At 41.4% G+C, this 21,000-nt stretch carries 15 protein-coding genes, 2 tRNA genes, 3 rRNA genes and 1 pseudogene; 12 read left to right on the forward strand and 9 right to left on the reverse strand.

Translation table 11 applies throughout. The features are described 5' to 3' along the window. Positions 1-130 precede the first annotated feature (130 nt). From MKL51_RS18320 to cysK, 6 genes are all read left to right on the forward strand, one after another. Positions 131-1,668: ribosomal RNA gene (locus MKL51_RS18320) — 16S ribosomal RNA — on the forward strand. 59 nt (positions 1,669-1,727) lie between these two features. Continuing rightward, positions 1,728-1,804, forward strand: a tRNA-Ile gene (locus tag MKL51_RS18325). A gap of 55 nt (positions 1,805-1,859) precedes the next feature. Continuing rightward, positions 1,860-1,935: transfer RNA gene (locus MKL51_RS18330), tRNA-Ala, on the forward strand. Positions 1,936-2,287: 352 nt separating this feature from the next. After that, positions 2,288-5,178 (forward strand): 23S ribosomal RNA (locus MKL51_RS18335). A 186-nt stretch (positions 5,179-5,364) separates the two neighbouring features. Next, a 5S ribosomal RNA gene (rrf, locus tag MKL51_RS18340) occupies positions 5,365-5,479 on the forward strand. The 16S, 23S and 5S rRNA genes sit together here with 2 tRNA genes alongside, the layout of an rRNA operon. A gap of 125 nt (positions 5,480-5,604) precedes the next feature. Further along, positions 5,605-6,603 (forward strand): cysteine synthase A, encoded by a 999-nt coding sequence (cysK, locus tag MKL51_RS18345; RefSeq protein ID WP_017481899.1) that lies wholly within the window; start codon positions 5,605-5,607, stop codon positions 6,601-6,603. A 56-nt stretch (positions 6,604-6,659) separates the two neighbouring features. Here the strand turns inward: cysK and MKL51_RS18350 are convergent, their stop codons facing one another. The 4 genes from MKL51_RS18350 to MKL51_RS18365 form a co-directional block, all read right to left on the reverse strand. Continuing rightward, a complete protein-coding gene (locus MKL51_RS18350) occupies positions 6,660-7,268 on the reverse strand; it encodes a lytic transglycosylase domain-containing protein (RefSeq protein WP_014208138.1) in 609 nt (202 codons plus the stop codon). Positions 7,269-7,548: 280 nt separating this feature from the next. Then, complete coding sequence (locus tag MKL51_RS18355; protein WP_005065652.1) at positions 7,549-7,782, reverse strand: DUF2798 domain-containing protein; 234 nt, start codon at positions 7,780-7,782, stop codon at positions 7,549-7,551. Positions 7,783-7,786: 4 nt separating this feature from the next. Further along, complete coding sequence (locus tag MKL51_RS18360; protein WP_005803991.1) at positions 7,787-8,353, reverse strand: flavodoxin family protein; 567 nt, start codon at positions 8,351-8,353, stop codon at positions 7,787-7,789. Positions 8,354-8,369: 16 nt separating this feature from the next. Continuing rightward, complete coding sequence (locus MKL51_RS18365; RefSeq protein WP_005803994.1) at positions 8,370-8,855, reverse strand: DUF2938 domain-containing protein; 486 nt, start codon at positions 8,853-8,855, stop codon at positions 8,370-8,372. A gap of 81 nt (positions 8,856-8,936) precedes the next feature. On the opposite strand from MKL51_RS18365, the gene MKL51_RS18370 reads away from it, so the two are divergent. From MKL51_RS18370 to MKL51_RS18385, 4 genes are all read left to right on the forward strand, one after another. Continuing rightward, a complete protein-coding gene (locus MKL51_RS18370) occupies positions 8,937-9,341 on the forward strand; it encodes a helix-turn-helix domain-containing protein (RefSeq protein ID WP_000350995.1) in 405 nt (134 codons plus the stop codon). A gap of 150 nt (positions 9,342-9,491) precedes the next feature. Next, positions 9,492-10,751, forward strand: a complete 1,260-nt coding sequence (locus MKL51_RS18375; RefSeq protein WP_005803998.1) for an esterase-like activity of phytase family protein — start codon at positions 9,492-9,494, stop codon at positions 10,749-10,751. Between the two features lie 212 nt (positions 10,752-10,963). Further along, positions 10,964-13,342: a YgiQ family radical SAM protein gene (locus MKL51_RS18380; protein ID WP_005804000.1), complete on the forward strand. Its 2,379-nt coding sequence runs from the start codon at positions 10,964-10,966 to the stop codon at positions 13,340-13,342. 314 nt (positions 13,343-13,656) lie between these two features. Continuing rightward, complete coding sequence (locus MKL51_RS18385) at positions 13,657-14,157, forward strand: DUF2726 domain-containing protein (protein WP_002121669.1); 501 nt, start codon at positions 13,657-13,659, stop codon at positions 14,155-14,157. A 147-nt stretch (positions 14,158-14,304) separates the two neighbouring features. Here the strand turns inward: MKL51_RS18385 and MKL51_RS18390 are convergent, their stop codons facing one another. Continuing rightward, positions 14,305-14,658 carry a RidA family protein gene (locus tag MKL51_RS18390; protein WP_005804002.1) on the reverse strand — a complete coding sequence of 118 codons (354 nt, stop codon included), beginning with the start codon at positions 14,656-14,658 and terminating at the stop codon, positions 14,305-14,307. A gap of 193 nt (positions 14,659-14,851) precedes the next feature. Here MKL51_RS18390 and MKL51_RS18395 point away from each other — a divergent pair. After that, positions 14,852-14,914, forward strand: a pseudogene (locus MKL51_RS18395) (hypothetical protein); the annotation flags it as partial. A gap of 58 nt (positions 14,915-14,972) precedes the next feature. Here MKL51_RS18395 and dinB read toward each other — a convergent pair. The 4 genes from dinB to MKL51_RS18415 all read right to left on the reverse strand — a co-directional run bounded on the left by dinB (position 14,973) and on the right by MKL51_RS18415 (position 19,051). After that, entirely contained in the window at positions 14,973-16,028 is a 1,056-nt protein-coding gene (gene dinB, locus MKL51_RS18400; RefSeq protein WP_270904383.1) for a DNA polymerase IV, read from the reverse strand. A gap of 1 nt (position 16,029) precedes the next feature. Continuing rightward, a complete protein-coding gene (locus MKL51_RS18405; protein ID WP_005804007.1) occupies positions 16,030-16,788 on the reverse strand; it encodes a glycoside hydrolase family 25 protein in 759 nt (252 codons plus the stop codon). 76 nt (positions 16,789-16,864) lie between these two features. Beyond that, a complete protein-coding gene (gene mdtD / locus MKL51_RS18410) occupies positions 16,865-18,256 on the reverse strand; it encodes a multidrug transporter subunit MdtD (RefSeq protein ID WP_005804008.1) in 1,392 nt (463 codons plus the stop codon). 171 nt (positions 18,257-18,427) lie between these two features. Further along, on the reverse strand, positions 18,428-19,051 hold the full coding sequence (locus MKL51_RS18415) for a TIGR00730 family Rossman fold protein (protein ID WP_005804010.1): 624 nt from the start codon (positions 19,049-19,051) through the stop codon (positions 18,428-18,430). Between the two features lie 326 nt (positions 19,052-19,377). Between MKL51_RS18415 and MKL51_RS18420 the strand changes: the two genes are divergently transcribed. After that, a complete protein-coding gene (locus tag MKL51_RS18420; RefSeq protein ID WP_005804011.1) occupies positions 19,378-20,967 on the forward strand; it encodes a TerC family protein in 1,590 nt (529 codons plus the stop codon). Positions 20,968-21,000: the final 33 nt, after the last annotated feature.

Here is a 21,000-nt window from a genome sequence, read left to right on the forward strand (position 1 = left end):
TTGATTAATCGAAATAATTTTCATTGATTGATTGGTTTAAATTACTCGAAGTTTATTTGAGCGAAATTTAAGTCAGTAATTGATGAGCCAGAATTGGTACCTTGTCTTTAAATAAGGTACAAAATGATTTTAACTGAAGAGTTTGATCATGGCTCAGATTGAACGCTGGCGGCAGGCTTAACACATGCAAGTCGAGCGGAGAGAGGTAGCTTGCTACTGATCTTAGCGGCGGACGGGTGAGTAATGCTTAGGAATCTGCCTATTAGTGGGGGACAACATTTCGAAAGGAATGCTAATACCGCATACGTCCTACGGGAGAAAGCAGGGGATCTTCGGACCTTGCGCTAATAGATGAGCCTAAGTCGGATTAGCTAGTTGGTGGGGTAAAGGCCTACCAAGGCGACGATCTGTAGCGGGTCTGAGAGGATGATCCGCCACACTGGGACTGAGACACGGCCCAGACTCCTACGGGAGGCAGCAGTGGGGAATATTGGACAATGGGCGCAAGCCTGATCCAGCCATGCCGCGTGTGTGAAGAAGGCCTTATGGTTGTAAAGCACTTTAAGCGAGGAGGAGGCTACTTTAGTTAATACCTAGAGATAGTGGACGTTACTCGCAGAATAAGCACCGGCTAACTCTGTGCCAGCAGCCGCGGTAATACAGAGGGTGCAAGCGTTAATCGGATTTACTGGGCGTAAAGCGCGCGTAGGCGGCTAATTAAGTCAAATGTGAAATCCCCGAGCTTAACTTGGGAATTGCATTCGATACTGGTTAGCTAGAGTGTGGGAGAGGATGGTAGAATTCCAGGTGTAGCGGTGAAATGCGTAGAGATCTGGAGGAATACCGATGGCGAAGGCAGCCATCTGGCCTAACACTGACGCTGAGGTGCGAAAGCATGGGGAGCAAACAGGATTAGATACCCTGGTAGTCCATGCCGTAAACGATGTCTACTAGCCGTTGGGGCCTTTGAGGCTTTAGTGGCGCAGCTAACGCGATAAGTAGACCGCCTGGGGAGTACGGTCGCAAGACTAAAACTCAAATGAATTGACGGGGGCCCGCACAAGCGGTGGAGCATGTGGTTTAATTCGATGCAACGCGAAGAACCTTACCTGGCCTTGACATAGTAAGAACTTTCCAGAGATGGATTGGTGCCTTCGGGAACTTACATACAGGTGCTGCATGGCTGTCGTCAGCTCGTGTCGTGAGATGTTGGGTTAAGTCCCGCAACGAGCGCAACCCTTTTCCTTATTTGCCAGCGAGTAATGTCGGGAACTTTAAGGATACTGCCAGTGACAAACTGGAGGAAGGCGGGGACGACGTCAAGTCATCATGGCCCTTACGGCCAGGGCTACACACGTGCTACAATGGTCGGTACAAAGGGTTGCTACCTAGCGATAGGATGCTAATCTCAAAAAGCCGATCGTAGTCCGGATTGGAGTCTGCAACTCGACTCCATGAAGTCGGAATCGCTAGTAATCGCGGATCAGAATGCCGCGGTGAATACGTTCCCGGGCCTTGTACACACCGCCCGTCACACCATGGGAGTTTGTTGCACCAGAAGTAGCTAGCCTAACTGCAAAGAGGGCGGTTACCACGGTGTGGCCGATGACTGGGGTGAAGTCGTAACAAGGTAGCCGTAGGGGAACCTGCGGCTGGATCACCTCCTTAACGAAAGATTGACGATTGGTAAGAATCCACAACAAGTTGTTCTTCATAGATGTATCTGAGGGTCTGTAGCTCAGTTGGTTAGAGCACACGCTTGATAAGCGTGGGGTCACAAGTTCAAGTCTTGTCAGACCCACCATGACTTTGACTGGTTGAAGTTATAGATAAAAGATACATGACTGATGATGTAAGCTGGGGACTTAGCTTAGTTGGTAGAGCGCCTGCTTTGCACGCAGGAGGTCAGGAGTTCGACTCTCCTAGTCTCCACCAGAACTTAAGAGAAGTTCGGATTACAGAAATTAGTAAATAGAGATTTCGGTCTTGGTTTATTAACTTCTGTGATTTAAGTATCACGGTATTAAGCATGACCTGACGAAGGCGTGTTTATTCATTAACAGATTGGCAAAATTGAGTCTGAAATAAATTGTTCACTCAAGAGTTTAGATTAAGCAATTAATCTAGATGAATTGAGAACTAGCAAATTAACTGAATCAAGCGTTTTGGTATATGAATTTAGATTGAAGCTGTACAGTGTTTAAGTACACAGACAACAGATAGTAGCGATGAAGAATCGCACGGACAACACTCACTTGTAGGTGTTGACGACTGTTTGGGGTTGTATAGTCAAGTAATTAAGTGCATGTGGTGGATGCCTTGGCAGTCAGAGGCGATGAAAGACGTGATAGCCTGCGAAAAGCTCCGGGGAGGCGGCAAATATCCTTTGATCCGGAGATTTCTGAATGGGGGAACCCACCTACTTTAAGGTAGGTATTGCAACATGAATACATAGTGTTGCAAGGCGAACGAGGGGAAGTGAAACATCTCAGTACCCTTAGGAAAAGAAATCAATTGAGATTCCCTCAGTAGCGGCGAGCGAACGGGGATCAGCCCATTAAGTTATGTGTGTTTTAGTGGAACGCTCTGGGAAGTGCGAACGTAGAGGGTGATATTCCCGTACACGAAAGGGCACACATAATGATGACGAGTAGGGCGAGGCACGTGAAACCTTGTCTGAATATGGGGGGACCATCCTCCAAGGCTAAATACTCCTGACTGACCGATAGTGAACCAGTACCGTGAGGGAAAGGCGAAAAGAACCCCTGTGAGGGGAGTGAAATAGATCCTGAAACCGCATGCATACAAGCAGTGGGAGCACCTTCGTGGTGTGACTGCGTACCTTTTGTATAATGGGTCAGCGACTTATATTCAGTAGCGAGGTTAACCGTATAGGGGAGCCGTAGAGAAATCGAGTCTTAATAGGGCGTTTAGTTGCTGGGTATAGACCCGAAACCAGGCGATCTATCCATGAGCAGGTTGAAGGTTGGGTAACACTAACTGGAGGACCGAACCCACTGTCGTTGAAAAGCCAGGGGATGACTTGTGGATAGGGGTGAAAGGCTAATCAAGCCTGGTGATAGCTGGTTCTCCCCGAAAGCTATTTAGGTAGCGCCTCGGACGAATACCATAGGGGGTAGAGCACTGTTTCGGCTAGGGGGTCATCCCGACTTACCAAACCGATGCAAACTCCGAATACCTATGAGTACTATCCGGGAGACAGACTGCGGGTGCTAACGTCCGTAGTCAAGAGGAAAACAATCCAGACCGCCAGCTAAGGCCCCAAAATCATAGTTAAGTGGGAAACGATGTGGGAAGGCATAGACAGCTAGGAGGTTGGCTTAGAAGCAGCCACCCTTTAAAGAAAGCGTAATAGCTCACTAGTCGAGTCGGCCTGCGCGGAAGATGTAACGGGGCTAAAACTATGTGCCGAAGCTGCGGATTTGACATTAGTCAAGTGGTAGGGGAGCGTTCTGTAAGCCGATGAAGGTGTATTGAGAAGTATGCTGGAGGTATCAGAAGTGCGAATGCTGACGTGAGTAACGACAAAACGGGTGAAAAACCCGTTCGCCGAAAGACCAAGGGTTCCAGTCCAACGTTAATCGGGGCTGGGTGAGTCGACCCCTAAGGCGAGGCCGAAAGGCGTAGTCGATGGGAAATTGGTTAATATTCCAATACTTCTGTGTAATGCGATGAGAGGACGGAGAAGGTTAAGTCAGCCTGGCGTTGGTTGTCCAGGTGGAAGGATGTAGGTATGTATCTTAGGCAAATCCGGGGTACTCTATACTGAGATCCGATAGCAAGCTGTACTTGTACAGTGAAGTGGCTGATACCATGCTTCCAGGAAAAGTCTCTAAGCTTCAGTTACACAGGAATCGTACCCGAAACCGACACAGGTGGTCAGGTCGAGTAGACCAAGGCGCTTGAGAGAACTCTGCTGAAGGAACTAGGCAAAATGGTACCGTAACTTCGGGAGAAGGTACGCTGTTGTTGGTGATGGAACTTGCTTCCTGAGCTGACGACAGCCGCAGAAACCAGGCCGCTGCAACTGTTTATTAAAAACATAGCACTCTGCAAACACGAAAGTGGACGTATAGGGTGTGATGCCTGCCCGGTGCTGGAAGGTTAATTGATGGGGTTAGCGTAAGCGAAGCTCTTGATCGAAGCCCCAGTAAACGGCGGCCGTAACTATAACGGTCCTAAGGTAGCGAAATTCCTTGTCGGGTAAGTTCCGACCTGCACGAATGGCATAATGATGGCGGCGCTGTCTCCAGCAGAGGCTCAGTGAAATCGAAATCGCTGTGAAGATGCAGTGTACCCGCGGCTAGACGGAAAGACCCCGTGAACCTTTACTGCAGCTTGACACTGAACTTTGACCTTACTTGTGTAGGATAGGTGGGAGGCTTTGAAGTTGGAACGCTAGTTCCAATGGAGCCGTCCTTGAAATACCACCCTGGTAATGTTGAGGTTCTAACTCTGTCCCGTTATCCGGGACGAGGACCGTGTCTGGTGGGTAGTTTGACTGGGGCGGTCTCCTCCTAAAGAGTAACGGAGGAGTACGAAGGTGCGCTCAGCGTGGTCGGAAATCACGCGTAGAGTATAAAGGCAAAAGCGCGCTTAACTGCGAGACCCACAAGTCGAGCAGGTACGAAAGTAGGTCTTAGTGATCCGGTGGTTCTGTATGGAAGGGCCATCGCTCAACGGATAAAAGGTACTCTGGGGATAACAGGCTGATACCGCCCAAGAGTTCATATCGACGGCGGTGTTTGGCACCTCGATGTCGGCTCATCTCATCCTGGGGCTGAAGCAGGTCCCAAGGGTATGGCTGTTCGCCATTTAAAGAGGTACGCGAGCTGGGTTTAGAACGTCGTGAGACAGTTCGGTCCCTATCTACCGTGGGCGCTGGAAATTTGAGAGGATCTGCTCCTAGTACGAGAGGACCAGAGTGGACGAACCTCTGGTGTACCGGTTGTGACGCCAGTCGCATCGCCGGGTAGCTATGTTCGGAAGGGATAACCGCTGAAAGCATCTAAGCGGGAAGCCTACCTCAAGATAAGATTTCCCTAGGAATTTATTCCTCTAAAGAGCCGTTCGAGACTAGGACGTTGATAGGTTGGATGTGGAAGCATAGTGATATGTGAAGCTGACCAATACTAATTGCTCGTGAGGCTTGACTATACAACACCCAAGCAGTTGTATATGAAGCATCAATCGATTCATAAACATGCAAAGCAACTTGATTTAGTTATACTACTAGCTAAAATGAACAACGAAAAATCAGACCAATCAGCCCATCTGTAAAGATTTGGAAAACGCAACGTATCACACAGTGAATAAAACGAAGCAAGTATCCATACCAGTTGTGCTGGCGACCATAGCAAGAGTGAACCACCTGATCCCTTCCCGAACTCAGAAGTGAAACCTCTTAGCGCTGATGGTAGTGTGGGGTTACCCATGTGAGAGTAAGTCATCGCCAGCTCATTATTCTAAACACCCCCGTTCTAACGAATGGGGGTGTTTCTTTTATTGCCCGGAATTTATACCTATAATTCTTTATATGATTATAATGGAAGAAATTCATATCAAGTCTAATAAGGATATAACATGTCTACCGATCAACAATTCCCAACACCCAATAATTTAGGTATCGCAGTTTATTCAAATAATGCAGAAGCTATTGGTAATACTCCTTTAGTTCGTATCAACCGTTTAATTAAAACTGGTGCAACTGTATTAGCGAAAGTGGAAAGTCGTAATCCTGCCTTTTCTGTGAAATGCCGTATTGGGGCTGCACTTATTGCAGATGCAGAAAAAAGAGGTGTGTTGAAAGAAGGCATGCATATAGTTGAACCAACTAGTGGTAATACAGGGATTGCATTGGCTTTTGTTGCGGCGGCGAAGGGTTATCCAATTACTTTGACTATGCCAGCTAGCATGAGTCTTGAACGCAGAAAAGTATTAAAAGCTTTAGGTGCTAATTTAGTTCTAACTGAACCGGCGAAAGGGATGAAAGGTGCGGTTGATGAAGCGGTACGATTAGCAACTGAGCAGCCAGATGTTTATTTTTTGCCACAACAATTTGAAAACCCAGCCAATCCACAAATTCATGTGGACACAACTGGCCCAGAAATTTGGCAAGCAACAGGTGGGCAGGTTGATATTTTAGTTGCTGGCGTAGGTACTGGAGGTACGATAACTGGTATTTCTCGTTATTTTGAACAGGTCCAAAATAAGCCATTGTACTCAGTAGCAGTTGAACCTGCTGAGTCTCCAATTATTACTCAAACTAAAAATGGTGAAAGTATTACGCCTGCACCCCATAAAATTCAGGGGATTGGTGCAAACTTTATTCCAAAAAATCTTGATTTAGATTTGGTTGATGAAGTCTTACCAGTGAATAGTGAAGAAGCAATTCAATGGGCGAGAAACTGTGCAACTCAAGAAGGTATTTTGGTAGGTATCTCAAGTGGAGCTGCCTTGGCTGCTGCAGCTAAAATTGCAGAGCGTCCTGAAAATGCTGGTAAAACAATAGTTGTTATTCTTCCTGATAGCGGAGAACGTTATTTATCTTCTGTTTTATTTGAAGGTTTATTTGACGAATAAAATTAACTATGTAAAAAAGCCCATTAATAGATGGGCTTTTTTTATTTGATCTGAATTTATAATGCACTTTTTAAAGTTTTCTGATGACGTTTCACAGATCGAGCATATTTTTTTGCTTTGTGTCGTGTCCAGAAGCTTCGCTCATATCCAGTTGGTCCCACATTATAATAAGCTGTTGCCTTGAACCAACTATCAGCTGACTGATAATAGTGATTTAAGATATAAGCACCACATTGAATATTAGTGGTTTCATCATATAAATTCCCCGCACAAGTTTGTTGCCAATAACTTGGAATAATTTGAGTTAAACCGACGGCGCCAGTAGGAGAGCGAGCATTACTATTGTAACTAGACTCTTGCCTGATGACTGCTGCGAGTAAAAGAGGGGGGACATTATATTGGTCAGCACTTTGAATAATCATTGGAGATAGCCGATTGGCTGTACTCGCTGGAACAGAATAAGCTTTTTGTAAGCCAGACGAGAGTTTATTGGAGCGCCAAGAAAATGAGCCACTATTCGGTCCTAAGCTTGTACACCCTGTCATTATTGTCATCAATGCAATAATAAAAAATTTGAGGCTAAGGCGGTGTAATTCTGATGGTTCAAAATGATCTTGAGCTAAAGATGAGGTAAGCAAAATACAAAACCAATAATCAAATTTCAAATGAAATGATGGTATTCAGCTGTACTTATCGGATCAATATAAGTTCTGTTGCTCAGCACATCTAGAAAGTAAGAATTTTGTATAATTAAAATGAAAAAACCCCGACATCCTGTCGAGGTTTCTTCGTATTCAGCTTTATGTAGTTAACTCCTGTCAACTACCGCTTCCTGCGTTCTTATTCTTCTTCAATGAGACATCCTGTCTCTCTATGATTTATATACTATGAAAAAATACTAAAGCTGAATATCCGCAAATCACCGCAAGTTTTGTACGTTTTAACTTACAGTCGTTTTTTTTCAACTTTCTTAGATATGATGTCGACTAATTTTTGGGCTATAGGAGCACAAATCAATACACTTGGGAAAGCTAATATCCATGCAATGATCCAAGCCGATAACCATAATGAAACGAAGTGATGATTTAGCCCTACAGCCTTGAAAGTTGAAATACCTGAAACTATAAAAGACATCATTCCTGATAAAATTAAGAGGAATAAAAGTTTCTGTGCTTTCATGGCCTTATATTCCTTGATAAGCATTTAAGGTCAATGCAAAATTTTCTCCAAATTGTTGAGCAGTTTTAATATCTCCTTCATCAAAACCATCTGCATTACTGCCATGTTCAGCTTGAGCCATTAAGCCTGACCATGAACCGAGACGGTTGGCTGCTTGCGTATAAGGAATGCCTTTGTGCTGTTCAGGCATGATTGGATTACCGACCCATAACATGCCGTGTTGCATACAAAAGGTGAAAATCGAAATTAACGTCGATTGTTTATCACCAGCAGGAAGGGAGGAAACGGTAAATCCAGCCGCTAATTTTCCTTTAAAACTTTGTTTTTTCCATAATGGACCAGTTGCATCCATGAGTTGTTTTAATTTGGAAGATACACCACCTAAATAAGTGGGGGAGCCCCAAATTAAGCCGTCATATTGGATAAGAATTTCTGGGCTGTTGATAATATCTTCGGCATTGAGTAAATCTGCTCTCATATTTTTATGGCTCAAAATACCAGTTTGAATTTGCTGAGCAATAAATTGGGTGTGACCTTGGCGACTATGGTAAATAATGGCAACAGTTTTCATGGAAATTTCCCTTTATTTAAATTTGAAATAGTTTTGCAGTGAGATATAAACCACAGCCAAAAACACTATGGTTCAGCAAACTTTTCAGACAGTTCAAAAAAGGATGAGGTGTTTTTGATGAGGCAAAACCACTACCCATAGCTGGTTGCATAATAAAAAAAGGAATGAGAACGGTGATCAAACCAAACAGTAGTGCTGAGTAAAACTGAGGGTGGTCGAGCCAAGTCGAACCTACAATGAAGAGAAAGCTCAATGCGAAGATAATCCCGACACTATAGTGAGCAATCCAGCCTAATAAATATTCCCCCTTTATTGGGGTACTTTTAGCAATAGATTGATGGACGAGTTTTCCTTGAAATATCCAGCCCACCCAACGTCCAAGAAAGGCAAAGTTTAAAGTCGGGGCCTTAAATATTTTTAGTATTAACAGCCATATATCCATAACGATGGTTGCACCAATACCAAGACATAAAGCTTGAAAGAACAGAGTGGATGTATTCATTTTTACACCTTGCTTTTATACGTATGAAACGTGATAAATTTATTGTGCAAATTAAAGTTCACTTGAAGTCAAGAGGGTATTATGGATATTGGTGAAGTCGCTAAGAAGGCAAAAGTAACAACGGCTACCCTACGCTTTTATGAAGAGAAAGGATTAATTAAATCGATAGGGCGGCAAGGCTTACGTCGACAATATGGCAAACAAGTAATTGATCAACTGGCATTAATTGCTTTAGGTCGTGCTGCAGGATTTTCTTTAAATGAAATTGCCACAATGTTTGGGCAAGATGGTAAGCCTGATCTTGACCGTCAAAAACTAAAAGATAAAGCTGAACAATTAGAGCAAATGGCAAAGCGATTGCATTTTATCAGCCAGGGATTAGAACACGCTGCTGTATGTCCTGCTGAAAATCATATGGAATGTCCAACTTTCCAAAAATTTTTAAAAGCAGCAATTGCTGGAGAATATCAGCCAACAAAACTTTAAGCAGTTTTTAGCGAAGAGGTCTAATTTTTGAAGTTGTATTAAATAGTTGGTCTTGTCATATTTTCGCCATAAAGATTTCATCTTTTTGAAGTAAAAACTTCATATAAGCTTGATTAAATTTGCTTAATTTTTTATCAACTGTATAAAACCATGAGCAAAAAAACATTAGCGGTATTATTATGCTGTGCCAGTTTAGGATTGGCGGCATGTAATGATGATAACGACCAAGAACAAACTTCACCTACTGAAAACGTTACCGAACCAACCTTAATTTCTTTTGCTAAATTACCTGTAGAAACTTATGCTGCTGGTCCAGACTCTGGTGCATATGTGAAAGGTGCAAATGGAATTTATCCTCCATTTAAAGGTCAACCTGTACAAGGCTTTTCTGCTGCATTAAAAAATGAAGATGGCAGTTATATGGCAATGGCCGATAACGGTTTTGGAACTCAAGATAATTCAGCAGACTTTTTACTTCGTATTTATAAAATAAAGCCTGATTTCAAAACTAAAGCTAAAGGCACGAGCCAAGTTACTGTACAAAGCTTTATCCAACTGCGTGATCCGAATAAATTAATTCCATTTAATATCATCAATGGTAATACACCTGAGCGTTTATTAACGGGCGCTGATTTTGACCCAGAGTCGATGCAGCGTACTAGTGACGGGACCTACTGGATTGGAGATGAGTTTGGGCCTTATTTACTTCATTTTTCAGCAAATGGTGTGTTATTAGATGCACCGATTGCTCTGCCAAATCCGTTACATCCGACTCAAGAATTACGTTCACCACAAAATCAGTTTAATAAAGCACAAATTAATTTTGTAGAACCTCTAGTTCAACAAAGTGGTGGTTTTGAAGGAATGGCGATTTCGCCAGATGGGCAGTATCTTTACCCTCTTATAGAAAAGCCAATTAAATCAATTCGAGAAACGGAAAGACAGTTGCTGATTTCGCAATTTGATGTGAAGAAAAAAGTGTATACAGGAAAATATTATTGGTTCCAGTTAGACAGCAAGGCAACCAATATTGGTGACTTCCAACTCTTTAATGATAAAGAAGGAATTATTATTGAACGTGATGCGACTCAGAACAATTTAGGTGGATATAAAAAATTAATCCGTATTAAATTGAATGAGTCAGGTCAGCTAGTAAGCCGTGAAGATTTAGTCGATTTAATTAAAATTGCTAACCCGAATTTGTTGTATGGCACAGCTAGAGCAGGGGATATTGGTACGGGGGAGGTTTTTGCTTTTCCATTTGAAACCATTGAAGATGTAATTATTGAAAATGGCACAACGCTGACGGTTTTCAATGATAATAATTTCCCTGGTTCGACAGGACGTAACGCAAAACTGGCTGACGATAACGAGATTATTCAAATTCGTTTGCCAAAAGCTTTGTTCTAAGCTCTATAAATAAAAATTAAAACTGCGGCGGATTTTGGTCCGCCGTATTTATTACAAGAATAAAATATTGAGTAAAGTTTAATCAAATTAATTTCTATATCGTTGTTTTCGCATGTTTTATAAACAGGGAAAATGAATGAAATTCATGTTAAAATGATCGGCTTTCATCTTTAGATGTCTCTCCTTCATCTGCTAGCCGAGATTCGCAAGCCATGTCTACCGCTTATACCATGCAAACTGCGCCAAAAGCGCTGTTTGATTACGACAAATATTGGGCGTCGTGTTTTGAACCAGCGCCATTTTTGCCGATGTCACGAGAAGAAATGGACCAACTCGGCTGGGATGCGTGTGACTTTATTTTAGTCTGTGGTGATGCTTATATTGACCATCCATCATTTGTATCAGGTGTGATTGGACGTGTGCTTGAGGCACAAGGTTTCCGTGTCGGAATTATTGCGCAGCCAGACTGGACCAATGTTGAAAGCTTCCGAGTTTTAGGTAAGCCAACAATTGCTTGGGGTGTAACCGCAGGTAATATGGATTCGATGATTAACCGTTATACGGCAGATCGTAAAATCCGTTCGGATGATGCATATTCTCCAAATAATGAACCAAATAAACGTCCAGACCGCGCAGCAACAGTTTATTGCCAACGTTGTCGAGAAGCATTCCCTGATGTACCTGTGTTATTAGGTGGTATTGAAGGCAGTTTACGCCGTATCGCACACTACGATTATTGGTCAGATAAAGTCCGTCGTTCGATTTTGATGGACTCAAAAGCTGATTTGCTGATGTATGGTAATGGTGAGCGTGCCATTATTGATGTAATGCATCGTTTGGCTAAAGGTGAGAAAATCCACGAGATTACAGATGTTCGTGGTACGGCATTTATTATTAATAAACATAACAAAGCATCGAAAGCAAAGTTTGTTGAAGTTGCGAGTAATGATGTAGATACGGTTGGGCGTGTTGATCCAATTATTAACCCATATGTCATGACAGAAGATATTGATGGCTGTGAGGTTGAAAAAGAAAAGGGTAACTCTTTAGCTCAGTATCAAAATTTCCAAAAAGAGATTGTTGCAAATCCCATTGTGCGTGAAGGCGACAAACTTGATGACGACACTCAAATCGTTCAATTAAAGCCAGCACCGTCAAAAGCAATTAAACACAAATTACCACCACGAGAGTTGGCGGTTATTCGCTTACCTTCTTTTGAAGAAGTGGCAAATGATCAAGTGCTTTATGCGCATGCAAACCGTATTTTGCACCTTGAAACCAACCCTGGTAATGCTCGTGCACTCGTTCAACGCCATGGTGAACGAGATGTGTGGATTAACCCGCCTCCAATTCCTCTAACTACGGAGGAAATGGATTATGTGTTTGATTTACCTTATGCACGTTTGCCACATCCTACTTATGGTGATGCGCGTTTCCCTGCATTTGATATGATCAAATTCTCGGTCAACATTATGCGTGGCTGTTTTGGCGGCTGTACATTCTGTTCGATTACAGAACATGAAGGTCGTATTATCCAAAACCGTTCGGAAGATTCGATCTTACGTGAGATTGAAAAAATCCGTGATACGGCACCAAACTTCACCGGTATTATTTCAGATTTAGGTGGCCCAACAGCAAACATGTACCGTTTGCACTGTAAAGATCCTGAAATTGAGAAAAACTGTCGTAAACCTTCTTGTGTATATCCGGGTGTTTGTCAAAACTTGCATACGGATCATGCACCTTTAGTACAGCTTTACCGTAAAGCGCGCGCAATTAAAGGTGTGAAGAAAATTCTGATTGGTTCTGGTCTGCGCTATGACCTTGCGGTACTCAACCCTGAATATGTAAAAGAATTAGTACAACACCATGTTGGTGGTTATTTAAAAATTGCTCCTGAACATACCGAACAAGGTCCGTTATCTAAGATGATGAAACCGGGTATTGGTACGTATGATCGTTTCAAACAAATGTTTGACCGTTTCAGTAAAGAAGCAGGGAAAGAGCAATATTTAATTCCTTACTTTATTGCTGCGCATCCGGGTACTTCAGATTATGACATGATGCACCTTGCAATTTGGTTGAAAAAGAATGGTTTCCGTGCCGATCAAGTACAGACGTTCTATCCATCGCCAATGGCAACTGCAACAACCATGTATTATTCGGGCAAAAACCCGCTTGCTAAAGTCGCTCGCTATACTGAAAAAGTTGATATTGTAAAAGGCGAGAAACGCCGTCGTCTGCATAAAGCATTCTTGCGTTATCATGATCCAAACAACTGGCCATTACTTCGTGAGGCCCTAAAAGAGATGGGGCGCGCAGATTTAATTGGTAATTCGAAGCAGCATTTAATTCCGACTTATCAGCCAAAAGGCACAGAAGGGGAATATAAGTCTGCTCGTAAGAAAAATTCGTCTGCAGCAGGTGATTCGGTTAAACGAAATAATCAGCAAACGAATAATCATTCGAATCAAAAGCGTCCACAAAAAGGACAGGTTCTAACGCAACATACTGGTTTACCTCCTCGTGAAACAGGTGAGAAAAGACCGTTTGGTGGGAAAAGTAAACCTAAATCTAAAGTTCGTGGATAATGATAAAACAGGCTCTTAAATAGAGCCTGTTTTGTTTTTTATGACTCTATTTAAATCGTATAATGAGATTTTCGAGGATTTAAAGTACAAAAAACGTAACGAATAATGATAAATAACCAAAATCTGACGAGCTGCACTTGATTGTTATTGATTCTATGATTATAAATAATGTGAGGGTGGCTAAATTTAAGCCAAGCTTGATAACTACAAGTGAAATTACTAAGTGAACCTTTTAAAAAACGGCTGTGTCGTTATCAATTAAAACAAAGTGTGATCTAGCAAAATCATTATAAAAAACTTAAAGGATTAGGCCCATGTATTATTTAATCACGATCTTATTATTATTTCTGGTTGTTGTTATGGCAGTGAAAAGTCTGTCACGAAGGCATCAACATGATAGTGCTTTAAAGCGCCGTGCAGTGTTAACTAGCCATGAGCAAATGACCTTAACCAGACTACAAACTGTTTTGCCCAAATTTACCGTATTAGCGCATGTATCTTTTGATGCACTTCTAACTACAAAATACGCGCATACACGTCGTAAATATCAAAATATGTCAGCTGATTTTGTTGTGCTTGATCAAAATTATCAGGTAATTGTAGTCGTTGTTCTAGGGGAAAACGGTTTACGCCGAGCGCATCAACAATATGAGCGTCGCCTATTACAATTGGCTGGCTATCGTGTGCTTCATTATAGTAGTGTGCCTGATTATCATGACTTAAGAAGAGACTTATTGAGTCCTGAATCAGAATTAGCAACTTTGCATGCGACACCCCAGCTAGAAAGAATGTCAAATGCTTTTGTGAAGCCTTAAAAATTCGACATTAGCGCAACTAATCTGAGAGCTCATTTAAGAATATCTTAATAAGATGCTGAAATTCAAAATTTTAAAATTACTAAAAAATTGAGCAATATCACCTAAGATATTGCTCAATTTTACATGGATTTATAATTATAAAAATTATGGAAGTACCGCAACAACCGTCATTTCTACAAGTACATCGGGTGCATAGAGTTTTGATTCTACACATGTACGTGCTGGTGGGTTCCCTTCGCTAATCCATCCATCCCAAACCGCATTCATTGCTGCATAATCTTTTTCAATATCTTTTAAAAAAATCATGACAGAAAGAATATGGGTTTTATCAGTTCCAGCTTCTGCCAATAGACGGTCAATATTATCTAAAGTTTGTTGAGTCTGCCCTGTGACATCTGCGCTTGTATCATCGGCGAGTTGCCCAGCTAGGTGTACCAAATTACCTGAAATCGCAACTTCGCAGTAGCGTGAAGTAACGTGTAAACGCTTTACCGTCATAAAAATGCTCTAAAGTGGCTTTATTTAATAGTTTTGATTTTATGAAGAGTTGCTAGGTCGGTGCAAGCAAGTAGAAAAGAATTTCAGTAGATTATTGTGAGGAAGGGATATCTAAGCCATGTATCAGAAGAGCCCTGCAATATTCGGATTTGGTCGTCACGCCAATCACAGGACGATATGCCGAAAGTAAAGGTTGCTTTGGCATGTTGCAAATACATGGGTAATGAATATGCGTTGATTAGGTTACTCTAAAGTTTGAGTAAAAGGGAGCCTATTTTGTTCAAAAGTTGCTCTTTCGGGTAAAAATTAATCAGTCACCAGAGGTTAAGTTGGAAGTCATCGGCTTGCGTTTGTAATTGATAAACGCCTATACCAATCAGGCGAAACTGGAAATGTTCGGGTATCTGCATTTCATTTAACAATAAAAATAAAACTTGGATTAGGTCCTGTAGCGACTGGATCGGTCTTTTAAAGCTTTTACTATGTTGTAGAGTCTGAAAATTCTTGAGTTTAAGTTTGATATTCACACCACGTGCATTGAGTTGCTTTTTCTCTAGGGTTTGCCAGACTTTTTCAGCTAATCCCTGCCAATAGGGCTGACATTGAGCCAAAGTAAAATCACTGTCAAAAGTGGTCTCTTTCGAAATTTGTTGGCGAGCTCTTTCAGCTTGAACAGGTCCATGGTCAATGCCCTGAGCATATAGATAGAGTTGTTGTCCATATTTACCAAAGTGGTGAACCAAAACAGCTTCTTCAATTTTTTGTAAGTCACCTAAAGTATGTAGCTGAAGCTGTTGTAATTTTTCCTGAGTGACTTTACCCACGCCTGGAATCTTTTTAAGCGGAAGGTCTTGAATAAAAGTAGCAACTTGCGAAGGTTTGATTACACATAAGCCATTAGGTTTGTTCCAATCCGAAGCAATTTTTGCCAAAAATTTATTTGGTGCTACACCAGCCGATGCAGTAAGCCCAGTTAATCGAAAAATATCTTCCCGAATTTGCATGGCAACTTCAGTTGCACTCGCAATTTGTTTTAGATTTTCAGTGACATCCAAATAGGCTTCATCTAAAGATAAAGGTTCAATAAGTAGCGTATATTGCTGAAAGATTGAGTGAATTTGAGCGGAAACCGTACGGTATTTTTCAAAATTTGGTTCAATAATGACAACTTGAGGACATAGTTTTCTTGCCTGACTCATCGACATAGCAGAACGCAAACCAAATTCACGGGCAGGGTAGGAGGCAGCAGCAATCACAGCTCGCGGATGATGCGAAGAAATAACGACGGGAAGATGCTTTAGATCAGGACGCTCTCGCAATTCGACCGATGCATAAAAGGCATCCATATCGATATGAATGATTTTGCGCATATTATTGTGCTTTCACGATGCCTTGCTGCTGTAAAAAATGATGCCATTCTTTGACTGAACCCTCATAAACATTTAAGTCTACTGGTTTTGTCATGCCTTCAATTTTACCTTGATTACTATGCTGCCAAAAGAGCCATTTTCTTTTGTCTTTCAGCTCAGGTTTTCCTTCGTAATCTCTGACCCAAAGTGGTGTATTAGGGAAACTTCCTATTAATACAATGTGGTAAAAAGTTTTGGAAATATAAAAGATGGGCTGTTTGCCATAATGCTGTTTTAAGCGATCATGCATGATGCCTATTTCTTTAAGTAATTGTTCTTTGGTGTGCGCATTAATACAGTTACCGTCATATTCTAGATCGATAACAGGAGGAAGGGCATCGGCTTTGTTGGGTACAGTCGCAATAAAGTTATCCGCTTGTGTTTTTCCATCACGGCATAGACGATAAAAATGATAAGCACCTACATGAAACCCATGTTCACGTGCCTTGAGCCAGTTTTCCTGAAATTTTGAATCTTTGTAATCGCCGCCTTCGGTCGCTTTTAAATAGACGAATTGGAATTTTTCCGGTGATATTTTTTTCCAGTTAATATCACCTTGATGATGAGAAACATCGAACCCTTGCACCGGATAGTCCTGCGCAACTGCTTTTTGTTGATAGAACAGACCAAAATAAGCTAAGACTCCCATAACACAAGCTAAGCCAATTCCGATTAGGGTATTGTGCCGTGATGTGAAAAAAGTTTTAGCCAGTTTGCTCATTCAAAACTCGTTAAAATTTGAAGTCGACATCATAGCGTGATTCGCGAGCGAGAAACCATGCTAAAAATGCAACTGCTTATACAGGCGTATCCTTTGGAATTTGCCAGAAAATAAATGCAGTAATGACATTGATACAACCGAGGCAAATTAAAGTGACATGGAATGCAGTAGTTACATAAGCTGGGCCATAATAATTGGTAAATACGTTAATGAGTGTACCTGCCAGTGCCACGCCAATACTCATTGATAGCATCATGATCATTGATAGAAAACTATTACCGCTACTTGCATCTTGTTGAGGCAAATCTTTCAAGGTCAATGTGTTCATGCCAACAAATTGCAGTGAATTTAATGTGCCAAATAAGAAAAAGTGTAAGGCTCTAAACCAAGTTGGAGTATCGACGGTCATGATTGCAAAAGAGGCAATACATAATCCAACAAGTGTTGTGTTGATGAGTAAAAAACGTCGATAGCCAATTTTCTGAATAATAGGTCTGACAATTGGCTTTGAAAATAATGAACCCAAGACCAAGGGAATCATCATTAAACCTGCAATAAAGGGTTCAAAACCAAAAGCAACTTGTAGCATGAGTGGTAAAACAAAAGGCAAAGCATTACCACCAAAGCGAGCAAAGAAATTACCTAAAATACCAATCGCATAAATTTTGTTTCTAAAGAGTCGGCTGCGGAATAATGCATTTTGATGAGTATGTGAATGATAGGCATACCAAAGTGTTGCGATTATTCCGACGACTAATAATGAAATGCTAAACCATTTTGAATATTCAGGTGAGGCTAGGTGTTCTATCCCTAAAGACCATCCAATCATGGCCACGACTAATAAGATAAAGCCACCCAAATCGAATGTTTTGACTGAGGGTTCTTTTACATTTGGCATGACTTTTAGTGTCATTAATATGCCAAGTATGCCCATAGGAATATTAATCAGGAAAATCCAATGCCAAGTTGCAACTTCAACTAACCAGCCACCTAAAGTTGGGCCCGCCAACGGTCCGAGTAAACCTGCAAGGCTCATTAGACTCATTGCAGCTAAAAATTGAGTTCGAGGAATAATTTTTAAAAGTGATAGTCGACCTACAGGAAGTAGTAAGGCGCCGCCCACACCTTGGATAACGCGGAAAAATAAGAGTTCATTGAGACTTTGTGAAAGTCCACATCCTAAAGAAGCCAGAGTAAAAATGACGATTGCCGACAAGAAAATACTTCTGACACCAAAGCGGTCTGCTAACCAGCCACTTAAAGGAATACAAGCGGCAACCGATAATACATAGGCCACCACTACGCTGTGCATGCGTAAAGGATCTTCATTGAGATGATGAGCCATTGCAGGAATAGCGGTATTTACAATCGTTGTGTCCAAGGCCTGCATAAAAAAGCCAATAGAAACCAAAAGAACGAGTAAGCGATATTCGGGTTGCAAGGCTTGGTGAGTCGGCGTGGCATTCATAACATTTAAAAATTAACGTTTTGATCTAGTGTAAAACAAATTGAATTTAAAAGAAGTAAGTCAATGTTGAATACCTCTTTACAAAATCTAAGTGCTTATGAAGGCAACGGTGAAAATAGTTAAAACAAAAAAAGCGGCAGAACCGCTTTTTTAAATAGAGTAGGGGGACAACTAGACAACAAATCTTTTTGGCATTTTTAAGTTTTTAATGACGTTATAAATTTGATCGACCTCTTCGCATACAATTAATTTAGCTCGGTGCTGAAGGGGAAGGAAACCTTCTTGAACTGCATGGTCTAATTGGGCGATCAATGCATTATAAAAGCCATTTACGTTATATAAAATCATCGGCTTTTGATGTTGGTTGAGTTGGCCCCAAGTGGCTATTTCCAATATTTCTTCAAATGTTCCTAGACCACCCGGTAACGCAATAAATGCACTTGCGCGCTCTGCCATCATGGCTTTGCGTTCGTGCATGGTTTCTACGACATGTAATTCAGTTAGTCCTGCATGTGCGACTTCATAATCAAGCATAAATTCAGGGATCACCCCGACAGCCTCTCCACCATTTGCGAGAACGCTATCTGCGACTTGTCCCATTAAACCGATACTTGCACCGCCATAGACTAAACCGAAGCCTTGTTCAGCAATTCCGTGAGCAAGTTCAATTGCTTTTTCTCGGTAGATTGGGTTATTTCCTGCACGTGAACCACAATATAATGCAATAAGAGGTTGTTTTGTTTTTACAGCTGTTATTGGTGAATCATTTACTGCCATTGTTAATACGCTATTCATTGCTTTATTTTCACCTTATCACGTTCATATTTCTTGTCTACACTAAGCAAAAGATATGACAACTTTATAAGCAGATTTATAAGAAAGATTCATGTTTTGTATGGGTTTGGTGAATGCTGGTTATGTACAAATAAAAATGATGAATTTATGTTAAATCTTGCCTATACTAAAAAATCGTTTAACAACATATGAACAAATATGGGTAGTGGTTGTAGTCGCTCCGTTTTAATTTCTTGTCTTAAAAAAACATTTTCCCTCCTTTGTATAGGCGCGCCTGTTGTGTTGCCAAATAAAGATAAAATTCAAACAACACAGGAGCAGGATCAATGATCTTTGAATGGATGTCTGATCCCTCTGCTTGGGTGGGTTTAGCAACTTTAATCGTTCTTGAAATTGTATTGGGGATCGATAACCTCGTTTTTATCGCAATCTTGGCTGAGAAATTGCCGCCCGAGCAACGAGCTAAAGCACGTATAGTCGGTTTGGTGCTCGCCTTGGGAATGCGTCTTATACTCTTAGCCTCGATTGCTTGGGTTGTGACACTAACTGAACCACTTTTCCATATTTTTGACCATCCTTTCTCTGGTCGTGATCTGATTTTGTTATTCGGTGGTGTGTTCTTATTATTTAAAGGCACCATGGAATTGCATGAACGGATGGAAGGAAAACAACTTCATAAAGAAGATAATCCTGTTCATGCTGCATTCTGGATGGTTATTGTCCAGATTGTTGTGCTTGATGCTGTATTCTCGTTAGACAGTGTGATTACAGCTGTAGGTATGGTGAAAGAGCTGTCAGTGATGATGGTTGCGGTTGTTATTGCTGTCGGAATCATGTTGTGGGCATCAAAACCACTCATGGACTTCGTCAATAAACATCCAACAGTTGTCATTCTGTGTCTTGGCTTCTTGATGATGATCGGTTTCTCTTTGGTGGTGGAAGGCTTTGGTTTCCATATTCCGAAGGGCTATTTATATGCTGCAATTGGCTTCTCGGTTTTGGTAGAAGTTATCAATCAGAGCATGCGTCGCAATCAGGAAAAGCTAGTTACCACTACAGATTTACGTTATCGCACTGCCTCTGCGGTTTTACGTATGTTAGGCAGTAAAAATAGTAGTTCTTCAGATACTCAATCTTCTGATAAAGAAGATGTATTAGCGACGCAAGCTTTTGCTGATGAAGTTTTTGACGAAGAAAATGGTGCTTATCACAGTGTGCTTGTACAAGGTGTGCTTGGTTTATCAGAGCGTCCTGTAAAATCTGTTATGACTCCACGCCCTGAACTTGAGTGGATTGACTTAGACGATGAACCTGAAGTTTTAAAAGAACGTTTAATGTCGATGACACATTCTCGTTTGATCGTTGCACGCGGTGAACTTGATAATATTGAGGGTATTGCACTTACGCATAAAGTTTTAAACAACTTTATTGAAACAGGTGTAATTGATTTCCAAAAGCATCTACGTGAACCTGTGATTGTGCATGAAAATGCTCAAGTGCTTATGGTGATGGAGCAATTGCGTCAAGCACCTTTACAAATGGCGATCGTATTAAATGAATATGGTTCCATCGAAGGTATCGCAACACCAATTGATATCTTAGAAGCGATTGCTGGTGAATTCCCTGATGAAGATGAGTTAGACGCTGCTGCTGAAAGCTTGGCAGACGGTTCATTAATGCTTGAAGGTTCAACTGATATTCGCCATGTATCACTTTTATTAGGTCGTGATCTCGTTGACGAAAGTGAACAGTATTCAACTTTATCGGGCTACCTGTTATTCCATTTAGGCCGTTTACCGGAAAATGGTGAAGCTGTTGAGGCAGACGGTTATCGCTTTGAAGTGATTACGATGGAAGGTCATAAAATTGAGAAAGTTCATATTGTTTCTATCGAGCAAGATGAATCAAAAGATTAAATGACGTTTTAAGTCTAGAAACATCATAAAATA

It is taken from the genome of Acinetobacter sp. AOR18_HL (assembly GCF_027855145.1).
GTDB classification, from domain to species: Bacteria; Pseudomonadota; Gammaproteobacteria; order Pseudomonadales; family Moraxellaceae; genus Acinetobacter; species Acinetobacter pittii.